This window comes from Amycolatopsis solani (assembly GCF_033441515.1).
Taxonomy (GTDB): Bacteria; Actinomycetota; Actinomycetes; order Mycobacteriales; family Pseudonocardiaceae; genus Amycolatopsis; species Amycolatopsis solani.
In genome coordinates this window covers 253311-272197 of record NZ_JAWQJT010000002.1, presented here as the reverse complement: position 1 = coordinate 272197, position 18887 = coordinate 253311, and the positions used below count along the sequence as shown (strand labels likewise).

At 73.8% G+C, this 18887-nt stretch carries 18 protein-coding genes; 8 read left to right on the top strand and 10 right to left on the bottom strand.

Annotation, left to right across the window (positions count from 1 at the left end):
* Positions 1–9: 9 nt before the first annotated feature.
* From SD460_RS22165 to SD460_RS22155, 3 genes are read left to right on the top strand one after another with little or no spacing between them, the layout of a single operon-like run.
* A complete protein-coding gene (locus tag SD460_RS22165; protein WP_318306659.1) occupies positions 10–951 on the top strand; it encodes a hypothetical protein in 942 nt (313 codons plus the stop codon).
* A 4-nt stretch (positions 952–955) separates the two neighbouring features.
* A complete protein-coding gene (locus tag SD460_RS22160) occupies positions 956–2470 on the top strand; it encodes an amino acid adenylation domain-containing protein (RefSeq protein WP_290061912.1) in 1515 nt (504 codons plus the stop codon).
* 26 nt (positions 2471–2496) lie between these two features.
* Complete coding sequence (locus tag SD460_RS22155; RefSeq protein ID WP_290061911.1) at positions 2497–3003, top strand: flavin reductase family protein; 507 nt, start codon at positions 2497–2499, stop codon at positions 3001–3003.
* Positions 3004–3079: 76 nt separating this feature from the next.
* Here the strand turns inward: SD460_RS22155 and SD460_RS22150 are convergent, their stop codons facing one another.
* The 3 genes from SD460_RS22150 to SD460_RS22140 form a co-directional block, all read right to left on the bottom strand.
* A complete protein-coding gene (locus SD460_RS22150; protein ID WP_290061910.1) occupies positions 3080–3997 on the bottom strand; it encodes a LysR family transcriptional regulator in 918 nt (305 codons plus the stop codon).
* 533 nt (positions 3998–4530) lie between these two features.
* Complete coding sequence (locus SD460_RS22145) at positions 4531–4851, bottom strand: AzlD domain-containing protein (RefSeq protein ID WP_290061909.1); 321 nt, start codon at positions 4849–4851, stop codon at positions 4531–4533.
* Entirely contained in the window at positions 4848–5531 is a 684-nt protein-coding gene (locus tag SD460_RS22140) for an AzlC family ABC transporter permease (RefSeq protein ID WP_290061908.1), read from the bottom strand. Before SD460_RS22140 ends, SD460_RS22145 begins: the two co-directional genes overlap by 4 nt.
* Positions 5532–5697: 166 nt before the next feature.
* Here SD460_RS22140 and SD460_RS22135 point away from each other — a divergent pair, with 166 nt between their 5' ends.
* On the top strand, positions 5698–6252 hold the full coding sequence (locus SD460_RS22135; RefSeq protein WP_290061907.1) for a CGNR zinc finger domain-containing protein: 555 nt from the start codon (positions 5698–5700) through the stop codon (positions 6250–6252).
* A gap of 55 nt (positions 6253–6307) precedes the next feature.
* Here SD460_RS22135 and SD460_RS22130 read toward each other — a convergent pair whose 3' ends face one another.
* Positions 6308–7669: a beta-1,3-glucanase family protein gene (locus SD460_RS22130; RefSeq protein WP_318306658.1), complete on the bottom strand. Its 1362-nt coding sequence runs from the start codon at positions 7667–7669 to the stop codon at positions 6308–6310.
* Between the two features lie 329 nt (positions 7670–7998).
* Between SD460_RS22130 and SD460_RS22125 the strand changes: the two genes are divergently transcribed.
* From SD460_RS22125 to SD460_RS22110, 4 genes are all read left to right on the top strand, one after another.
* Positions 7999–8553, top strand: coding sequence for a TetR/AcrR family transcriptional regulator (locus SD460_RS22125; RefSeq protein WP_318306657.1), 555 nt, complete (start codon positions 7999–8001; stop codon positions 8551–8553).
* Between the two features lie 77 nt (positions 8554–8630).
* Positions 8631–9761, top strand: coding sequence for an agmatine deiminase family protein (locus SD460_RS22120; RefSeq protein WP_318306656.1), 1131 nt, complete (start codon positions 8631–8633; stop codon positions 9759–9761).
* A gap of 104 nt (positions 9762–9865) precedes the next feature.
* Entirely contained in the window at positions 9866–10465 is a 600-nt protein-coding gene (locus SD460_RS22115) for a flavodoxin family protein (protein WP_290061276.1), read from the top strand.
* A 133-nt stretch (positions 10466–10598) separates the two neighbouring features.
* Complete coding sequence (locus SD460_RS22110; RefSeq protein WP_290061277.1) at positions 10599–11003, top strand: STAS domain-containing protein; 405 nt, start codon at positions 10599–10601, stop codon at positions 11001–11003.
* 3 nt (positions 11004–11006) lie between these two features.
* Here the strand turns inward: SD460_RS22110 and SD460_RS22105 are convergent, their stop codons facing one another.
* The 6 genes from SD460_RS22105 to SD460_RS22080 form a co-directional block, all read right to left on the bottom strand.
* On the bottom strand, positions 11007–11840 hold the full coding sequence (locus SD460_RS22105; RefSeq protein ID WP_290061279.1) for a hypothetical protein: 834 nt from the start codon (positions 11838–11840) through the stop codon (positions 11007–11009).
* 9 nt (positions 11841–11849) lie between these two features.
* A complete protein-coding gene (locus tag SD460_RS22100) occupies positions 11850–12596 on the bottom strand; it encodes a DUF3592 domain-containing protein (RefSeq protein ID WP_318306655.1) in 747 nt (248 codons plus the stop codon).
* 367 nt (positions 12597–12963) lie between these two features.
* Positions 12964–13491, bottom strand: a complete 528-nt coding sequence (locus SD460_RS22095) for a DUF3592 domain-containing protein (protein WP_290061282.1) — start codon at positions 13489–13491, stop codon at positions 12964–12966.
* Positions 13492–13539: 48 nt separating this feature from the next.
* Positions 13540–16536: a hypothetical protein gene (locus tag SD460_RS22090; protein ID WP_318306654.1), complete on the bottom strand. Its 2997-nt coding sequence runs from the start codon at positions 16534–16536 to the stop codon at positions 13540–13542.
* A gap of 1 nt (position 16537) precedes the next feature.
* On the bottom strand, positions 16538–17542 hold the full coding sequence (locus SD460_RS22085) for a hypothetical protein (RefSeq protein WP_290061285.1): 1005 nt from the start codon (positions 17540–17542) through the stop codon (positions 16538–16540).
* The gene (locus SD460_RS22080; protein ID WP_318306653.1) at positions 17539–18828 is read right to left on the bottom strand and encodes a hypothetical protein; all 1290 of its coding nucleotides are present in this window, start codon (positions 18826–18828) and stop codon (positions 17539–17541) included. The genes SD460_RS22085 and SD460_RS22080 overlap by 4 nt, the downstream gene beginning before the upstream one ends.
* Positions 18829–18887 lie beyond the last annotated feature (59 nt).

Here is an 18887-nt window from a genome sequence, read left to right as displayed (position 1 = left end):
GAGGTCGACGTGCACCTCATCAACGCTCCGGACGTAGTCCCGGAACTCAGCTGCTACACCACCAACCTGGTGGCCTACCTGGAAACCGACGACCCCGGCGTCAAGACGCGCCTGGCGCACGCCGTCCGCTTGGCGGTCCGGTGCGACGGCGGTACCGGGGAGCTGGCGTTCTCCCAGCACACCCGCGTCGACGGCGGCACCGCGCGGGCACCGCTCGGCTACCGCGGCGCCCCGGACTGGCCGCGAGCCGCCGAGGGCCTGGTCGCCGAGCTCACGCGCTCAGGGCGGGTGCTGGCCGTCGCCGACACCTTCCACCTGCCCTGGTCGCCCGCGCACGGGATCGCGCACTCGCCGCACTGGCTGCTGCTGCTCGGCCGGCGCGACGGGCGGTGGCTGGTCGGCGACCACTTCTGCGCGCTGACGCCGCTCGGCGGCCAGGAGCCGTTCCTCGGCTGGCTCGACGACGCCGCGCTGGAGCGCGCGCTGGCCCCGCACACCCCGTGGCCCGCCGAGATCGCCAACCGCGACCGCCTGGCGCTGGGCGCCGCCGTCGAGCCGGTGCACGCGGACCTGTTCCGCTGGCTCGCGCGCACCACCGGCGAGGCCACCGCGGCCGACCCCGGCGAGTGGACGTGCGGCCTGCCCGACGTGCTCGGGCGCATCGGCTGCGTGCTGGCCGAGGACGAGACCGCCGCGGCCCGCTACGGCGACGACCTGTGGGCCGCGAGCCGGCACTACACCTACCGCCTCGAGGTGCTCGCCGCGAACGGCGAAATCGGCGCGGAGGATGCCGCCGCGGCCGCGGTGAGCTGGGGCGAGCTGCCCAAGGTCGTCCGGTTCGCCGCGGCGTCCGCCGCCCGGGGCCGTCCCCGCGCGGGACTGCTGCGGCGGACGTTCGAAGACCTGCTGCGCACCAACGAAAAGACGACCGGACCGGAACAGGAGGCATGACACGATGGAAACGCTCTACCAGTGGTTCGCCGCGTCGGCGGAGAAGCACGCCGACGAACCCGCGCTCGAAGTCGGCGCGCGCACCCTGACCTACACCGCACTGCGGGACCTCGCCGGGCACGTGGCCGCCGAGGCCGTCAGCGCGGTGGGAGCCGTGCCCGCCCGGATCGGCGTGCTGGCCGAACGCAGCGTGCTGACCTACGCCGGATACCTGGCCGCGCAACGGCTCGGCAGCACGGTCGTCCCGCTCAACCCGGCGTTCCCCCGCGAGCGCAACCGGATGATCGCCGAAGCGGCCGGCCTGGACGTGATCCTCACCGAGGAGAGCGCCGGCCTCGGCGTGCCGGAACTCGTCATGGCCGAGCCCTCCGGCGGCGCCGCGCGCACCCCGCCCGAGCCCCGCGGCGAAGACCTGGCCTACATCCTGTTCACCTCGGGCTCGACCGGGAAGCCCAAGGGCGTCCCGATCCGGCACCGCAACGTCTGCTCCTACCTCGGCCACGTCGTGCCGCGGTACGGCATGGCGCCGGGCAGCCGCGTCTCGCAGACGTTCGACCTGACCTTCGACCTGTCGGTGTTCGACATGTTCACCGCCTGGAGCGGCGGGGCGACGCTCGTCGTCCCCAGCCGCGAGGACCTGCTGGCGCCGGTGCGGTTCGTCGCGGAGAAGCGGCTCACGCACTGGTTCGCGGTGCCCTCGATGGTGTCCTACGCGCAGCGGTTGCGCAGCCTGCGGCCGGGGAGCATGCCGACGCTGCGCTGGAGCCTGTTCTGCGGTGAGCCGCTGACCACGCACCAGGCCGAAGCCTGGCAGCGCGCCGCACCCGGCGGGATCGTGGAAAACCTCTACGGCCCCACGGAACTGACCATCAGCTGCGCGGAATTCCGGCTGCCCGCCGATCCGGCGGACTGGCCGCGCACCCCTAACGGGACCGTGCCGATCGGGCGGCCCCACCCCAGCGTCACCCACGTCGTGCTGGACGACCAGGGCCGCCCCGCCGTGGAGGGCGAACTCTGCGCGCGCGGGCCCCAGCGGTTCCCCGGCTACCTCGACCCGGCGGCCAACGAGGGCCGTTTCTACCACTTCGGCCCGGGCGACCGGACGGCCCGGGTGCACGGCCCGGACGACGAACTCGACGACACCGCGTGGTACCGCACCGGCGACCGGGTGTCCTGGCAGGACGGTGCGCTCGTCCACTTGGGACGGTCGGACCAGCAGGTGAAGGTGCAGGGCTACCGGGTGGAACTCGGCGAGATCGAGGCCGTGCTGCGGGACCAGGATGCGGTGCGCGACGCGATCGTGCTGGCCCTGCCGGGCAGCGGCGGCACCACCGAGCTCGAAGCGGTGTGCACGGGCTCGGGCCTGGACCCCGACCGGCTGCTCGCCGCGGCGGCCGACCGGCTGCCCGGCTACATGGTCCCCCGGCGGCTCAGCGTGCTGGACACGCTGCCGCTCAACGTCAACGGCAAGATCGACCGTTCGGCGCTCACCGCGCACGCGATCGGGCAGCGCGGATGACCGCCGGCGCCCGGGAAGGAACGACCATGGAAACCGCACCCACCGCCACGCTCCCACCGAACCTGGTGCCCACGGAAGGGTTCTGCCAGGCGATCGCGAAGCTGCCGACCGGCGTCACGGTGCTGACCACCGGCTCCGAGGACGCCCCCGTCGGCTGCACAGCCAACGCGGTGATGTCGCTGTCGGCCGACACCCCGAGCGTCCTGGTGTCGCTGGGCAGCCAGAGCCGCACCCTGGCGGCGATCCTCGACACCGGCTCCTTCGCCGTCAACACGCTGTCCTGGTCACAGCGGGCCCTGACCCGCAAGTTCGCGACCGGCAGCCCGGCCGAGCGCTTCGCCGGCGTCCCGTGGTCCCCGCAGCGCCGCATCCCGGTGCTCTCCGCGGCGGTGATGGCACTGGTCTGCGAGGTGGGCGACACGGCGAACCTGCTGGACCACACGGTGGTCGTGGGCCAGGTGGTCTGGCTGCGCGACACGAACGCGGCGCCGACGGTGCTGTACGGGCGGGAGCAGTACCCGCTCGGGGCCTGAGCCCGCGCCGCTCCGAAATCCATGAAGGCCTCCTTACCGGCTGGTGAGGAGGCCTTCACGGGTTTGCGGGAAAGGATTACTGCGCGGAGCGGCGAGCCGGGGTGGCGTCCGCGACCTGCTCGGCGGTGGCCCGCGCCGCCGCGTCGAGCAGTACCGAAAAGCGCGGGTCCGTGCGGATCTCGCGGTGCCAGGCGAGCTGCGTGAAGACCTGGAACGGCGCCGTCCACGGGAGCTCGACCAGGCGGCCCTCCGCCAGCTCGGAAGCGACGCTCAGCCGGGGCAGCAGCGAAATGCCCAGGCCCGCGGTCAGCGCGTGCTTCACCGCGTCGATCGAACCGAACGTCAACGCCCGGACGTGCGTGTCCGCGGCGTCGCCCAGGGTCCGCTCGAACAGGCGCTGGTAGCCGCTCCCGCGGTGGGCGCACAGCAGGGGTTGCCGCGCCAGCCGGGCGGTCGGCACCGGGCCGGGGCCCAGTGGGCCGTCCTGGCCGGTGACCACCACGAGCGGCTCCGGGCACAGCAGCGTCGAATCGGCCTTCGACGAAGACTCGCAGACGTCGATGAAGAACGCGCAGTCCACATCGGAATCGCCGATCCGGCTCCACGGGTCTTCTTCCAGTGGCCGGATTTCCAGCGCCAGTTCGGGGTGCCGCCGGTACAGGTACTCGACGATCGGCACCAGCCGGTAGGACGTGAGGCCGCTGTCGGCGCCGACGGTCAGCGCGTCGCCGACCGCGGTGCCCGCCAGCACGATCTCTTCGGCCATGCGGCTCAGCTTCACGATCTTGTGAGCGTAGCGCCGGAACCGCTCGCCGGCCGTGGTGAGCCGGATGAGGGCGCCGGTGCGGTGGAACAGGTCGCAGGCGAGGTCGCGCTCCAGCTTCTTGATCCGGGCGGTCACCGTCGGCTGGGCGACGCTCAGGTCGCCGGCCGCCTTGGTGAAGCTCGACTTTTCGGCCACGCTGAGGAAAGTGGTCAAAGATGCGGTGTCCACAGCTCGGTTCACCACCGGTCCGCGCGAGCGGTACGGGGTTCGGACCCCGTACCCGGGCGAATGTTCCCTTCACTGGACGGGGTGGATTTTCGCGGCACGGTCGCCGCGCGCACGCCGTGGTCGCGGTACCGCCGTCCGGCTCTCCGATCGGCCATGGCGGCCGCTTCCTCGTGGTGGTGGAGCAACTCGGTCCCGAACACGAAACCTCCCAGCGGCCGGCTGTTCCCGGCCGGCACCGAACCCTTTACGACGTTTCCCCCATCGGCGTCCGAAGCACCTTCTCGACCACGAACGACCACTGGTTTCCTGCTCTGCGAATACCACCCGGACATGACCGGCAAACTGCTCCCATCAGGCGGGCAGGGGCAGGCAGCGCTTTCACCCGCCGTGGCCGGTACGGCAACGTCCTTCACTCCAAGAGAGCAGCTTCGCCCCGTCATCCCATTCACCCTCTCCGTGGGATGAGCACACTTTTCGAGTTTGCGAAATCGATTCCTGCGTTTTCCGCCCCGGTTTTCTCCAAGACGGAGGAATCAGCCGAGCACCACGCGCAGCACCGCGCTCACGACGGCGGCGCCGATCATCGCGGTCAGGATGGACCGCTTGGCGGCCAGCAGCACGACCCCGGCACCCACACCCGCCAACGCGGTCAGCGTCCGCAGCGACGACACGTCGCCCGACGTCGGCCACAGCAAGGTGACCACCAGACCGGCGATGAGCGCCGGGGTCGCGCAGGTCAGCGCGTTGCGCAGCCAGGTGGGCAGTTCCCGCCCGCCGGCCGCCAGCGGCACGACCACCCGCAACGTGAGCGCCGTGGCGCCGAGCGCCAGCACGATCAGCCACTGGTACGTCATCGCCGCACCCCCAGCGCCGCACCGGCCACGGCCCCCGCGGCGCCGGCGACCAGCACCGGGACGCCCGGGGGCGCCCAGGAAACCAGCGCACCCGCCGCGACGACGCCCAGCACGGCCAGGATCCACGCGCGCGTGGTTTTCAGGTGCGCGCGCAGCAGCCCCAGGAAGAACACCGGGTAAGCGGCGTCCAGCCCGAGCCGGCCCGGGTCGCCGATCGCGTCGCCGAGGATGGCACCCAGCGCCGTCCCGGCGGTCCAGCCGCACAGGCAGAGCGCTCCGGCCACCCGCAGCGTGCGCAGGTCGTAGCGGCCGTCACCGCGGTGCGCGATCGCCCAGGACCCGTCGGTGATCAGCAGGGCCGTTCCCGCGCGCGACCAGGCGGACCCGGTCAGTGCGGGGGCGATCGTGGTGCCCATCAGCAGGTACCGCGCGTTGAGTGCGGCCGCGGCGCCGACCACGGCCCAGACCGAGCCGTGCTGCCCGATGACAGCGACGGCGCCGTACTGGGCGCTGCCGGAGAAGACCAGCAGCGACATGGCCACCGGGGCCAGCACGCCCATCCCGACCGAGGCCGCGAGCGCGCCGAACGCCATGCCGTCCGCCAGGTCGGCCGCGGCCACCGGCAGCACCGGGCGCACGACTCCCGCCGGTGAACGACGTTCAGCGGTGGTTTCGGTCACGGTGTTCACCTCCTCGGCTCGACCCGGTCGACGTTACCAACAAAGCCGATTGTTGGTAACCCGACTGGGTGGCTCTACCCGGCAACTACTTTCCTAAACACCAGAACAGGCGTAGTTGCTCCATCGGTGGTAACCAGCAGGCGAACTTACTGGTAACGTGCCGGGCATGACTCCGCGTCCGGCCGCTCCCCCTCCGCTCACCGTGGTCCAGAGCCTGGTGAACACGCGGGAGCTGCTGGAGAACCGGGACGACCTGACCACGGCGGCCGGCCTGGTGGCGTGGGCGGAAGCCCAGGGCCTGCCGTGCCCGGCCCGGCCGGCGCAGGCGGACCTGACGCGGATGAGCCAGGTCCGGGAGGCGCTGCGGCAGCTGCTGCACGGCGGCGAAGGCGCACCGGCCGCGGCGGCCGTGCTCAACGGCGAACTGGCACGCACCGGCACCCGCCCGCTCCTGCGGGCCGAGCCGCCCGGCGCCGAGTTCGTGGGCGACGCCGCCACTTCGCTGGACGCGGCGATCACCCGGGTGCTCGCCACCGTGGTCACCGCCCGCCTCGACGGCTCCTTGTCCCGCTTGAAGATCTGCGGCGCCGAGGACTGCCTGTGGGCCTACTACGACCGCTCCCCCAACGCGGTGAGCCGCTGGTGCGAGACCTCGGTCTGCGGCGCCCGCCACAAGATGCGCGCCTACCGCGCCCGCCGCGCCGCGGCCGCCTCGAACTGAACCCGGACAGCGACCGGCGGCGTGGCGGGAGCCGCCACGCCGCCGGCCACCGGGGTCACCAGCCGACCGCGACCACCAGCCACTGCGGGTCGCCGTGGGAGACGAACGAGGACTGGGCCGCCACGTCGTCGTACGGGAAGCCGTACGCCAGGCGGTTGATGCCGTGGTCGTGCCAGAACTTCGCGTAGTAGTTCGCCGGCGCCGCCTGGTAGTACCGCGCCGGGTCCTGCCACTGGGACTGCGGGAGGTGCGCCGTGTGCCGGTTGAGCGCCGCGCACATGTCGGGGTTGCCGGCCAGCGAACCGGCGCAACCGGTGATGTTCGACGTCGGTTCGTTGACGCCCACCGACTGCGCGTAGGAAGTGAAGTAGTTCGCGTACTTGCCGCCCGCGCGGAAGTCCGGCGCGCTGCCCGGCGCCGGGATCCGGTACGGCGCGTTCACCGTCGCCAGGCCCTTGAACTCCGTCGGGACCTCGGCCTGGAACCGGGCGAAGGTGGCCGAACGGTCCTCCTGGAACAGCCCGTAGTCGTCGCCCACCTGGACGTCGTAGCCGTCGTGGGCGTGCAGCCGCATGGCCAGCTTCAGCGCGAAGGCGTCGACCCGGGTGGTGTTGCCGTTGAAGACGTCCGGCCCGACGGTGAACTCGATGAAGTCGGCGTACTGGCCGTTCGGGGTTCCGAGGTAGAAGTACATCCGCCCGGCGGAGTTCGCGGGCATGTCGAGGTAGGGCTGTTCGGCGATCGAGTGGGTCTGGCCGCCGAAGTTCCAGTACACCTGGCTGTCCGGGTACTTGCCGTTGGTGCGGTTGAGCACCTTCACGGTGAGCACGTTCCGCGCGGCGGGGATGCTGCCGGTGTCGCCCCAGAACGAGTCCGGCGGCGTGCCGGGCTGCGTCGGGACGGTGCCGCCGCCGGTGCCGTAGACCTGGAACTCCCAGAGCGAGACGCCGTAGGGCGTGGCCCGCGCGGTGGTGTTCAGGCGCACGTACCGCCCGGAGCCGGTCACGTTCAGCGTCTGCGTGCCGCCGGTTCCGGTGGTCGTCTGGTACACAGTGGACCAGGTGGATCCGTTGTCGGACACCAGGATCTGGTACGCCGTCGCGTAAGCGGCCTCCCAGCGCAGCACGACCTGGCTCACCGTCGCGGCCCCGCCGAGGTCGACCTGGATCCACTGTGGATCGCTGAACTGCGACGACCAGCGGGTGGCGGTGTTGCCGTCCACGGCGGCGGTGGCGGGCGTTCCGGCGTTCTCCACCGAAGACGCCGTCACGGCTTTGCCTTGGGAGATAAGGGGATCCGCCGCGCTCGCGGCGGGGGCGACGAGGCCGAGCGCGGCGACCGCGAGAGCCGCCGCCAAGGTCGTCAGTCGGGTGGTGGGTCCGCGGCGGCGCAGCCGCGGCGGGGCGATCGTGGGCATGGTTCCTCCCTGGCCGGGGAAGTGGTCGGACCCGCCGCCGGTCAGGGGACGGCGTCGTCCGGCTCGCCCCTGAGCGCCGGGCGGATGCCCACGAGGGCCGGCGGGGACGATCGGTAGAAAGGTTCATACCACCGGCACCGGCCTGTCAAGCCTTGACAGTTCGGCGCCGCCGGGCGATCCTCGGAACCGGTTCCACCTCGATCCTCTGCGTGGCGCCGCCACCCGCACAGGGGCCGGCTCACCGGGAGTCAGCCATGCCCAGCGGTGCCCCCTGCCTTCGACGGCCCCTACGGTGTTGACTGAAGCTTCAGTCAACGAAAGGCGGCGGCGTGGCGGGCAAACGCGACCTCATCCTGCGGGCGGCGGTCGCCATGATCGCCCGGAGCGGGGTCCGCGGCTTGCGGGTCGAGGAGGTCGCGGCCGAGGCCGGCGCGTCGACGGGTCTCATCTACTACCACTTCAAGGACCGCGCCGGGCTGCTGAGCGCCACGCTCGACCACGTCAACGACCGCGCCGAGCGCTACACCTCCCGGGCCGTGCCGGACTCCGGGGACGCGCGGACCCGGCTGGAGCAGAGCCTGCTGCTGGAGCTGCAGGACGTCGACGAGGTCCGCGAAAACAGCCTCGCGTGGGGTGAGCTGCGCGCGAGCGCGGTGTTCGAGCCCGAGCTGCGCGACCGCCTGGCCGGCGCCACCGGGACGTGGGTGGCCGAGATCGCCGAACTGGTCACGGCCGCGGCACCGGCCGCCGCGGCGGAGGACGTCGCCGAGCGGCTGACCGCGCTGGTCGAAGGCCTGTCCGAGCGGTGGCTGTCCGGGACGCTCCCCCTCGCCCGGGCGCGTGACCTGCTGCTCGGCGCGATCATCGCCGAACTCGGCCCCTGAACCCGTGTCGCTGACATCACTGAAGATCTCGTCAGTTTCGATTTGACTGAATTTTCAGTCAGTGTCAGGCTGGGGACATGCCTTCCGAACTCCTGTCCCGTCGCAGTGCCCTCACCGCCGCGGCCGGGCTCGGTGCCGCCGCGCTCGCCGCGTGCACCTCCCCGGCGCCGAAGGGCGCACCGGCCGCCGCGGGCGGGAGCGGTCCGGCCGGCCGGACCTTCGGCGCCGAATGGGACCACCACGTCCGCACGATCATGTCGTGGCCGTCGTCGACGGGCATCTGGGGCGAGGACCTGCCCGCGGTCCAGGCGGACATCGCGCGGCTCGCCCGCGCCGTCGCCGGCTTCGAGGAGGTGGTCCTGCTCGCGAAGCCCGCGAACCTCGGCGATGCCCAGAACGCCGTGGGCGACGGCGTCGAGGTCGTCCCCATCCCCACCGACGACCTGTGGGCCCGCGACACGGCGCCGGTCTTCGTCCGGGAGGGCGGGAAGACGGTCGGCGTCGACTTCGCCTTCAACGGCTGGGGCGGCAAGCAGCGCCACGCCGCCGACTCCGGCGTGGCCCGCGCGGTGCTGGAGAAGTACGGGCTGCCCCGGGTGGTGACCCCGCTGGTGGCCGAGGGCGGTGCACTGGAGACCGACGGCCAGGGGACCCTGCTGGTCACCGAAAGTTCGCTGGTCAACGACAACCGCAACCCCGGCAAGAACCGGCAGCGGGTGGAAGACGACCTCAAGAGCACGCTCGGGGTCGGTACGGTGATCTGGCTCGCGGGCGTGCGCGGGGAGGACATCACCGACGCCCACGTCGACTGCCTGGTCCGCTACGTCGCGCCCGGGGTGGTGCTGCTGGACAAGGCGTTCCCCGGCACTCCCCCGGACGTCTGGTCCCGCTCCGGCGACCAGGCCCGCGGTGTCCTCGGCGAGGCCACCGACGCCGCCGGGCGGCGCCTCGAGGTCGTCGACCTACCCCAGCCCGACCCGGATCGCATCACTGGCCGCGGCGACGCGTTCGTCTCGTCGTACGCGAACTTTTACGTGGCCAACGGCGCGGTGTTCCTCCCGCAGTTCGGCGACGCGGCAGCCGACGACCAGGCCCGCGGAACCCTCGCCGAGCACTTCCCGGGCCGCGAGGTGGTCCTCGTCCCGATCGACGCCATCGCCGCCGGCGGCGGCGGAATCCACTGCTCGACCCACGACGTGCCCGGCTGAGGGAAACCGGCACGGAGCTGCCGGCGCAGGTGAATGCCCCGGTTGGGCAGTCGTCCCGCGGGGAATCCGGGCTCGGCGACCCCACACCGACACGGAGGTACTCCATGCGCGTCCTGGCTCTCGTCTGCACCCTCAAGCCCTCGCCCGCGAAGTCGAGCAGTGACCTCATCACGTCGCAACTCCTCGAACTCTTCGCCGGACAGGGCGTCACCGGCGAGACCGTGCGCGTCGTCGACCACGACGTGCGGCCCGGGGTGGAGGCGGACATGGGGGACGGCGACGAGTGGCCGTCGATCCGCGCCAAGATCCGCGACGCCGACATCCTGCTCGTCGCGACGCCGACCTGGGTCGGGCACATGTCCAGCGTCGCGCAGCGCGTGCTGGAACGGCTCGACGCCGAGCTGTCCGAAACGGACGACGAAGGCCGCCCGGCGATGTTCGGCAAGGTGGCCGTGGCCGCGGCGGTCGGCAACGAGGACGGCGCCCACAAGATCATCGCCGACCTCTTCCAGGCGCTCAACGACATCGGGTTTTCGATCCCCGCTCAGGGCGGGACCTATTGGAACGGCGAAGCCATGCAGGGTGGCGACTACAACGACCTCGAAGAGACACCCGAAGCCGTCGCGTCGACCAACGCCACGCTGGTGCGCAACGCCGTCCACCTGGCCCGGCTGCTCGAGAAAACGCAGTACCCGGCCGGGTGACGAGCACGGTGCTTCAACCGCGCGGGTTCTGGGTAAGACCACCAGTATCCGCGGTTCAGCCCAGCAGCCGTGACGCAGTTCGCGTCGGCTCGGCTCCGTGGAGCCGCCGTCCACATCGGAGGTGGCAGGACCCATGCGCACTGAAGATCCGGTAGCCCGGTTCCACCGGCGGACCACGACCGTCACGGTCACCGCGAGCGGCGAGTCCACCGTGCTGACGGCCGTCGGGGACCTCGACCAGCACCTCGCCGAACGCCTGTTCGAACGCCTGAGCGCCGAGCTGGCCCAACGCCCGCCCGCGCTGCTCGTGGACCTCACCCGGGTCGGCTTCTGCTCGGCCGCCGCCCTGCGGGTGCTGCTGCTGACCACCGCCGAAGCGCACGCCGCCGGCATCCCCTGCGTCATCGCCAGTGACCAGCACGCGGTGCGGCGGCCGATCGCCGCGCTGCACCTCGAGCACTTGCTCCCGGTCTACCCCACCCTCACCGACGCCCGCGAGCGGCTGGCGCTCTGCGCGGCGTCGACGAGCCGGCGCTGAGCCTCACCGCGGCGGCACGGCGAACGAGGCAGTGCCCCCGGGCCCGCTCACGGTGACCCGGACGGTGACGTCGCCGTCGCTCCGCACGATCGTGAACTGCCAGGTCCGCGGCGACCCCACGTCGAGGGCCTTCGCCGCTTGCCCGACCACTTCGGGGATCAGGTCCGCCGGCAGCCCCGCCTCGCGCAGTTCTTCGGCGTCCGGGAGGGCGGCCACGGTGCTCGTCGTGGTCGGTTCCGCCCCGGGGCTGAACAGTTCCACCCGGAAGACCCCCACGACGACCGCGGCGCCGATCAGCAAGCCCGCGAAAGCGGCCACCGCCAACCCGCACCCCTCCGGCGGCGGCGCGACCGTCGCGGACTCGGGCGCCGGCTCGACCACCGCCCCCTCGGCCCGGCGCCGCCACTCCGCCGTCGGATTGGGCACGACCCGGGCCCGCCACGGCCGGTCCGGTGGGTACTCGACCACCACGACGTCACCCGTCCGGACGCCGGGCAGGTCGGCCAGGTTGACGTGGTGGGTGATCTCGACGCGGAACGACGGCTCGCCGCCGGGCGCGACGGTGAGGACGCAGGTGAGCGGGACGTCCCCCGTTTCGGTGCCGCCGGCACGCCGGCTTTCGATCCTCGCGAGCGCGACGCGGGGAACGACCGCCGCCTCGCGAGCGCGGCGAGGCAGCCCGGCGAGGAACAGCAGCACGCCGTACGCGACGGGAAGGCCGAGGCCGGTCAGGACGAGCGGGACCCGTTCGAGCACGGTCCCGGTGACGAAGGCGTTCAGCGCCACCCCGGCGACGCCGCCGCCGAGGAAACCGCGCACCAGTGCGGCAAGGGACATCGGAACTCCTCAGCAGAACGGCGACTCGGCCGGATCCGGTTCCACCAGCACGGCTTCCGGGTTCTGGGGGTCGTAGCGGACGCGCACGGCCGAACCGCGGGACGGGGCCTGGAGGAAGGGCGTGATCATGGTCGTCACCACCGAGCGCTCCCCGGTTTCCGCCGTGAACCGGACGTGGACCACGAACCGCGGGTTGCCCAGCACCCAGACGTTGGTGAACTCGACGTGCGTGACGGTCCCGGTCACCTCGCGGCCGTACCGGCGCAGGGCTTCGGTGCGGTCGTCGGCCTCCGCCTCGGTGAGGAACGCCCGCAGCAGCACCACGATCAGCACCAGCGCCACCAGCGCGGACACCGCGGGCACCAGGTAGGGCTCGTAGTAGACGACCCAGTCCACATCGGACCACGGCTCGCCGTCGCCGTCGAGGAACGGCAGCCGCCGCCCGACCGCTTCCGGTGGCGTCCACGACGGGATCGCCACACCGCTGCCGAGCGCCACGCCCAGTGCGGCGGTGAGCGAGCCCGCCCGGAAGCCGGTGGACAGCCGGTCCAGGGACGGGCCCGCGGCCCACAGCATCGCGAAGCCGAGCGACGACGCCACCGTGATCGAGAGGCTGAAGAACAACACGAGCGAAGCCACCGGGCCCGCGTCGGCCCCCCACGCGTCGACGCGGTTCAGCGACATCAGCCGGAAGCCGTCCAGCAGCCCGAGCGAGCCGGACCAGCCGGCCGCGGCCCAGGCGAGTGTGGTGGGCACGCCGAGCAGCCACAACCGCCCGCGTCGACGGTGGTTGCTCAGCCGTGGGTCCCCCGGTAATCCGTAGGCGAACACCGCGCCTCCTTTCGGTTCGGTTCAGGTTCACGGCCGAGTCGCCGTGGCGCGCCGGTCTTGCGGGCCGGTCCTGCGGGTCGGGCAGGTGGGCCGAGGTCGCGAATGACTCATTCGGGACCTCCGAGGCCGCCAATGACCCATTCGCGACCCCTCCAGCCGCCGAGCAACGCCCTGACACCACAGCGCCAGGCGAGCGGGCCAAGGTCGCCAATGACTCATTCGGGACCCCCAACGCCGCCAATGACTCATTCGCGACCCCTCCAACCCCCGACCAGCCCCCGACACCGCGGCGTTAATCGAGCGGGCCGAACACGGCGACCTTCGCCGGATCGGCTGGGTCGACGCGGGCCTCGTGGCGGGTGCCGGGGGCGTACTGCTGAACCGTCGCCATCGGCGTGATCAGCGGCGTCACCGTCCGGTACGTGGTGCCGTCGGCGCGGGTGACCTCCAGCGTCGCGGTGTAGCGGGCCTGCCCGGCGAGCGGCCGGTCAGTCGGCTCCAGTGCGCGGACGACCAGGGTGGCCCGCTCGCCGGTGTCGTACAGGCGGCGCAGTTCCGTGCCGTAGGCCTGCAGTTCCCGCTGCTGGCGCAGTTGCTCCTCGGCGGGCAGCGCCAGGAACGCCGCCGTCTCGGGGTCGGCGTTCATCGCCCGGAACGCCTGTGCGGCGAGCTGCGGCGTGGGCAGCTGCGGGGTGATGTCGTACCCCTGGGCCGCGGCCGCCCGGCGGAACTGCTCCGCGTGCTGCTGGAACTGCTGCGCGCCGCGGGCCGCGCCCTGCTGGGTGGCTTCGTCGAGCTGACGGCGGATCTTCTTGAACATCGGTCCTGCCTCTCTGTGCGGTGTGCACAGCTTCGGCGGGCCGCGGTGCTACCGAACCCAGGTTTGCCCGTCGTCCGAGGCGTCGAGGCAGGTCAGCGCCGCCCAGAAGGCGGGCGAGCGGGCCGGCTCGGGCTGTTCGCGCCAGCGTGCGAGCCGGGTGCGCTGCCACGCGCACAGCTCGGTCACGGGGTCGTCGCCGTCGAGGGCGGTGTCGACGGCGATCACCAGCTCGGCCATCGGGTCCGCGCCGGGCACCGCCGCCGACGTCGGCAGCGCCCACACCGTCGCGGCCACCAGGCGGGCGCCGGCCGCGACCGCGGCGAGCAGCACGCCGAACGGCTCGGGCAGGCCGAAGTCGCTCGCGCTCGCGCAGCCGATCAGCGCCACCCGCGCCGGCATGGTGTCCACATCGGACAGTGCGAGGTCGGCGGCGGTGTATGGCCGGTGCGCTCCGATCGGCTCGGCGGTGCCGGGCACGTCGGCCGGGCACGACAGGTGCAGCGCGGTCTGCGCGCCGTGCTCGTCGCGGACCTGGCTGACGTGCCCGGCGAACACCAGCCGCGAACACGGCTCGGCCAGCAGCCGGGTGAGCAGCCGCCGGTCGGTGTCGGTGCGGCGGACCAGGTCGAGCCCGCGCGCGGCGGCCGGCCGGACCGGGCCGGCGGCGAGCCGCGCGTCCAGGTACCGGATCAGCGGCGACGCCGGCTCCTGCTTGCCGAGCACCGAGCCCAGCTCGCCGAACGCGCTCTGGCCGGGAATCCGCGGGTCGAGCAGGTACACCGGCGGCCCTTCGGCGGCCCGCGGCGGGCGGCGCGGGATCCCGGCGGGCGCGAGCAGGGAGACGTCGGCGACGTCGAGAACGCGCTCGTCGCCGTCGAAGCAGCTGCCCTCCTCGCCGGGTTCGAGCGCTTGGTCCGGCCGCCGGTCGGGCAGCGCGAGCAGGCCCCACGGCACCGCGGCGAGGCTGGGCGAAGGCTGCACGCGCAGAAGCGGGCGCCGGCCACCGGCCGCGGCGTCGCGCAGCCGCGTGACGAGGTCCGCGGGCAGCAGGTTGAGGGCGAGCACCCGGGCCACGCGCTGTTCGCCGGCGAGGCTGCCGAAGGCGTCCTCGCCGAGGGAGCGCCGGACGGCGTCGGCGGCACTCTCCCCTTCACGCGGTGTCGGCGACGCCTCGGCCAGGACCTCGCGGGCCGTCGCGACCAACTCGGCGCCGATCGAGTGGACGTGGACCGCGTCGAGGTCCTCGGTGCTGCGCCAGCTCAGATACGTGTGGCCGGCGTCGGCGTAGCGCAGGAGGAACGTCTCGCGCCCGGGTGCGGCGGCGGGCCACGTCGTGACGGGAACTGGGTCCGGCCGGGGCGAGCCGTACCGGTCGGCGGCGACGCCGAGCCAGCGGTCGAGCTCCATCGGCGCGTCCGGCGACCAGCGCAGGGCCGGCGGCGGGGCGAGCCGCAGCGGGAGCGACGCCGTGACGGAACCCAGTGCGGCCAACGGAAGCCCGGCGCCGGGCGGTGCGGGTTCGAGGCCGGGCAGCGTGCCGGTCAGGTCGAGCGCGGGCGCCCCGGCCCCGGTGTACGCGCCGACCGCGCAGGTGCGCTCGATCAGTTCGGCGGCCAGCCGCGGCGCCTTCAGCCGGGCGAGCACCGTCATCAGCAGTTCGGTCGCCGGGCCGGCGACGTCGCGCGCCCAGGCCGTGCGCGCCCGCGGCGACGCGAACTCGAACCGGTAGTCCGCCGCCGCCAGCGCCACCGGGAGCAGCAGGTCAAGCACGGCAGGGAGGTCTTCGCCGCGGGCGAAGCCGATCGTGGCCGCCACGAAGTCCGTGTGCAGGCGCTGGAGCCACTCCCCGGCCGCCCGCGCGCGCGTCACGTGCTCCTCCGCCGTCGCCCAATCCCCCTCGGCCGCCGCACACCGGGCCAGCGCCACGTCGAGCCGGCGCAGACCCGGCGTGTCGCCGTTGGCCGTCCAGAGCCGGCCGGCGTGCTCGAACTGAGCACGAGCCTGGCGGGGGTCACCCGCGAGCAGCAGGAGCGTGCCCAGCGCGTGGCTCGCCTCCGCCACGTCACCGGTCGCGCCGGTGGCCGCGAGCTCGTCACGGGCGGCGGCGATCGCCGCGACCGCGCCCGGGAAATCGCCGCCCAGCGCGCGGTCCGCGGCGAGGTCGATGGCGAACTTCGCGCCTTCGTGCTGGGCGTCGAGCCGGACCAGGTCGGCCCGCGCGTCCGCGTTCTCGCCACCGGCTTGGCGGAGGCGGGCGCGTTCGGCGCGTGCCATCACCCGCAGCGATTCGACTTGAGCTTCGTCGGCGAGGATCCCGTCGAGCTCGGCGAGGATCCCGTCGAGCGCGGCCAGCGCGCCGGCCGGGTCACCGGCCGCCGCCTCGACGCGCACCTCGAGGATGCGCAGCTCCAGTTCGTCGGCGCCGTGCGGGTCGAGCAGCTCGGGCGGGTACTGCGCCGGCCCGGCCGCCTTCCGCTGCGCCGCCCGGTGCCGCTGTCCCGCGATCAGCTCGCGGGCCCGGCCGACGTCGCCCTCCTCCGTGGACAGCGAGATCAGCACGCGGTCGGCGACTTCGCGGGATCCTTCGATCATCCGCAGCTCGGCGTACTGTCCGAAGTGGACGGCCGCGGCGGCGCTCACCGGGAAGGCGGCCAGCACGGCCTCGGCGCACTGCCGCGCGGTGCGCAGGTCACCGGCGGCGTAGCGGAGGGTGGCCAGATCGCTGACGGCGGCGAGTTCCAGGTCGGTCCGGTCGAGCCGCTGCGCGAACTGCCGCAGCCGGCCGTATTCCCGTTGCGCGCCGGCGAAATCTCGCGCCGCGGCGAGCCGCTTGGCCTTCTGCTGGGTCTCGACGGCGTCTCCCAGCAGCCGCCGGTACTCGGCTTCGGTGAGCGAACACGCCGGCAGTTCGCCGTACGGCTCCGGGTCGAGGCCGAAGTGCCTTGCCACGCAACGGCAGTTGTAGCCGTGCGAACTCGCCCCGGCCAGTTCGGCGGGCAGCGGCCGGTCCGGCGGGGTGAGCGGCGGCGGCAGACCGGCGAGCACGTCAGAACTCCTCGCCGGCGGCCGCGGCCACCGCGCGCTCGGCCAGCGTCCGGGCCGTCGGCGGCAGCGCCTCGCGCGCCCGCACGAGCGCGACCACCTCGGCGCGGTCTTCCGGCGTCGTCCCGGTGATGCTTTCCGCCGTCACGCCGACGACGAGTCCGATGGGGACGGATCCGGCGAAGTCCGCCGCGCCGGCGAACCGCGCGGCCCCCAGGTGCAGCGGAACTTCCGCGACGACCTCGCCGTCGCGGGTGGCGAACGCCGTGAGAGCCGCGTCGGCGAAGGCCCCGGCGACCTCGACCTCGAGCCGGGTGCCGGTCGGCGCGGCGACGATCCGCCAGGTCACGGTGTCGTCCGCGGCGTCGAGGATCCCCGGCGGCACCCGCGCCCAGTCGACGCTCGCCCGGCCCTCGGCCACGATCCCGTCCCCGGCCGCCATCCCCCCGGCGCCCGCGGCCAGCGCGTACGCCCGCTGTCCCGGCGAGACGGCCGCCGCCAGCGCGGCCGCCGCTTCGGCACGCACGACGTCGTCCCGCTCGTCGAACCAGGCCGCCAACCGGAGGCACAGCTCGCGGACCTCTTCGGCGACCGAGGTCGCGGCGATCCCTTCGGCGGCGGCGTCGAACAGTTCGCCCGGCGTGGCTTCGAAGCCGTCCAGCACGCCTTCGGCCACGGCCGCCGTCGCGACCGCGGCTTCCAGGTCCAGCAGCGCGGGATCCAGCGGCGCAACGCCGAGGCCGGGACTCGCGGGCCACCACCGGCGAGCCCACAGCAGCAGCGCGAGGTCCGCCAGTTCCGGCCGGGCGGGCACCTCGGCGGCCCCGGTCGTGAGAGCGGCCAGCGCGGCTTCTTCGCCGACGAGCCGCGTCAGCCACGGTTCCGCGGCCGCGGCGTCGCTCAGTTCGACGCGCATCGTCCGCGGCCCGCCCGCGAGCAGCTCGGCGAGCGCGAACCGGACGAGCCCGCCGTCCGCCGCGATGACGGGGGTGTGCACCGGGTGTGTCACGACACGGCCTCCAGATCCGGCAGGCGGGCCACCAGCGCACGACGCACCTTCGTCCGCAAGTCCAGCGAAGTGGAGCGGACGACGCCGGTGAGCAGGTCACGCACGTCGGCGGCGTCGGCCGGTCGGTCGCCGCGGACGTCGAAGCCGTGCAGCCGGATCCACAGCCGGCCGAGGAACTGCTTGGCGAACTCCCGCAGGTCGCGCACGAGCTCGGGGTCGGGCCGCGCGGTGAGCGGTGTGGTGCCGGCCAGCGCCCGGCGCGCGTGCAGCACGTACCCCTCGCGCGCGACCCGGGCGTTGAGCTCCCGCGCGAGTCCGGGCGCCTCGCCGGGCGCAGCGCCGTCGAGCGGCCGGAGGGCGGGGGCGACGACGACGCCGAGCGCGAAGCAGGTGGCCAGCGCGGGCAGGCCGAGCCCGAACCCGGCAGCGGCCCGAGCGAGCTCGTCGTCGACGAGGGCCTCCACGGCACCCCGTTCGTCGGCGGGCAGCCGGCGCAAGGTGGCGCGCACCCGCCGTTCGACACTGCGCTCGAGCAGCTCGGGCCCGGTTTCGTCGTGACGCCGCAGCGGGGGCACGGCGGTGCGCTCCCCGCGCTGCAGCCCGAGTTCCGCCGAACCGGGGACGGCCGCGGTGCCGCCGGGGTGGCGCAGGGCGAGCCCCAGCGCGTGTCCGGCGGCGGAGCCGGCGAGCGCGCGCCAGGCGTCCTCGCCGAGGTCGTCCGCGAAGGCGCCGAGCAGCGCCACGGCGTCCCCGTGCGGGAGCACGGGCTCGGCCGGCCAGAGCCGGCGCAGTTCCGCGGTGAGCTCGGCGGCCACCAGCGGATCGGCCAGGTACGCGGCCAGCCGCGCGACCCCGGCTTCCTCGCCGTCGCCGTGCAGCTCGCGCAGCGCGGCCGCGGCGGCCTCCGGCGCGTCCGGGCCCGGCGCGCCGGAACCCGTCGCCAGCTCGTAGGCCAAGGGGAAGCAGACGTCCTGGACGTCGCCGGCGGTGATGCGCAGGGCCCGGCGCTGCCGCTTGAGGTGGGTGAACCACGCGGCGGTCGCCCGCAGCCGCGCGGCGTCGGCGAGCAGCAGCGCGGTCAGTTCCGCGGCCTCGGCGGGTTCGAGCAGCGGCCGCCCCAGCCGTGGCCGCGCGGCGGTGCGGACGACCAGCGGGTCGATGATCTTCTTGACGGTGCGCGTCAGCGGCCCGCCGTCCCCGGCGGACAGGACCTCGACCCCGGGGATCCGCGCCCACGCGGCGGCGAGCACGGCGGAGCGCAACCGAGCCCGCCCCGATCCGCTCACCGCCACCCCCTCGTCCGCCGCTCACCTTACGAGACGGCAAAAGCGCTGGCGGCGCAACG

What these genes read in the sequence shown, in the direction of transcription:
- SD460_RS22110 (WP_290061277.1), top strand. Translation starts at nt 10,599, where the DNA reads ATGCGCACTGAAGATCCGGTAGCCCGGTTCCACCGGCGGACCACGACC.
- SD460_RS22105 (WP_290061279.1), bottom strand. Translation starts at nt 11,840, where the DNA reads ATGTCCCTTGCCGCACTGGTGCGCGGTTTCCTCGGCGGCGGCGTCGCC.
- SD460_RS22155 (WP_290061911.1), top strand. Translation starts at nt 2,497, where the DNA reads ATGGAAACCGCACCCACCGCCACGCTCCCACCGAACCTGGTGCCCACG.
- SD460_RS22130 (WP_318306658.1), bottom strand. Translation starts at nt 7,669, where the DNA reads ATGCCCACGATCGCCCCGCCGCGGCTGCGCCGCCGCGGACCCACCACC.
- SD460_RS22135 (WP_290061907.1), top strand. Translation starts at nt 5,698, where the DNA reads ATGACTCCGCGTCCGGCCGCTCCCCCTCCGCTCACCGTGGTCCAGAGC.
- SD460_RS22115 (WP_290061276.1), top strand. Translation starts at nt 9,866, where the DNA reads ATGCGCGTCCTGGCTCTCGTCTGCACCCTCAAGCCCTCGCCCGCGAAG.
- SD460_RS22160 (WP_290061912.1), top strand. Translation starts at nt 956, where the DNA reads ATGGAAACGCTCTACCAGTGGTTCGCCGCGTCGGCGGAGAAGCACGCC.
- SD460_RS22095 (WP_290061282.1), bottom strand. Translation starts at nt 13,491, where the DNA reads ATGTTCAAGAAGATCCGCCGTCAGCTCGACGAAGCCACCCAGCAGGGC.
- SD460_RS22145 (WP_290061909.1), bottom strand. Translation starts at nt 4,851, where the DNA reads ATGACGTACCAGTGGCTGATCGTGCTGGCGCTCGGCGCCACGGCGCTC.
- SD460_RS22120 (WP_318306656.1), top strand. Translation starts at nt 8,631, where the DNA reads ATGCCTTCCGAACTCCTGTCCCGTCGCAGTGCCCTCACCGCCGCGGCC.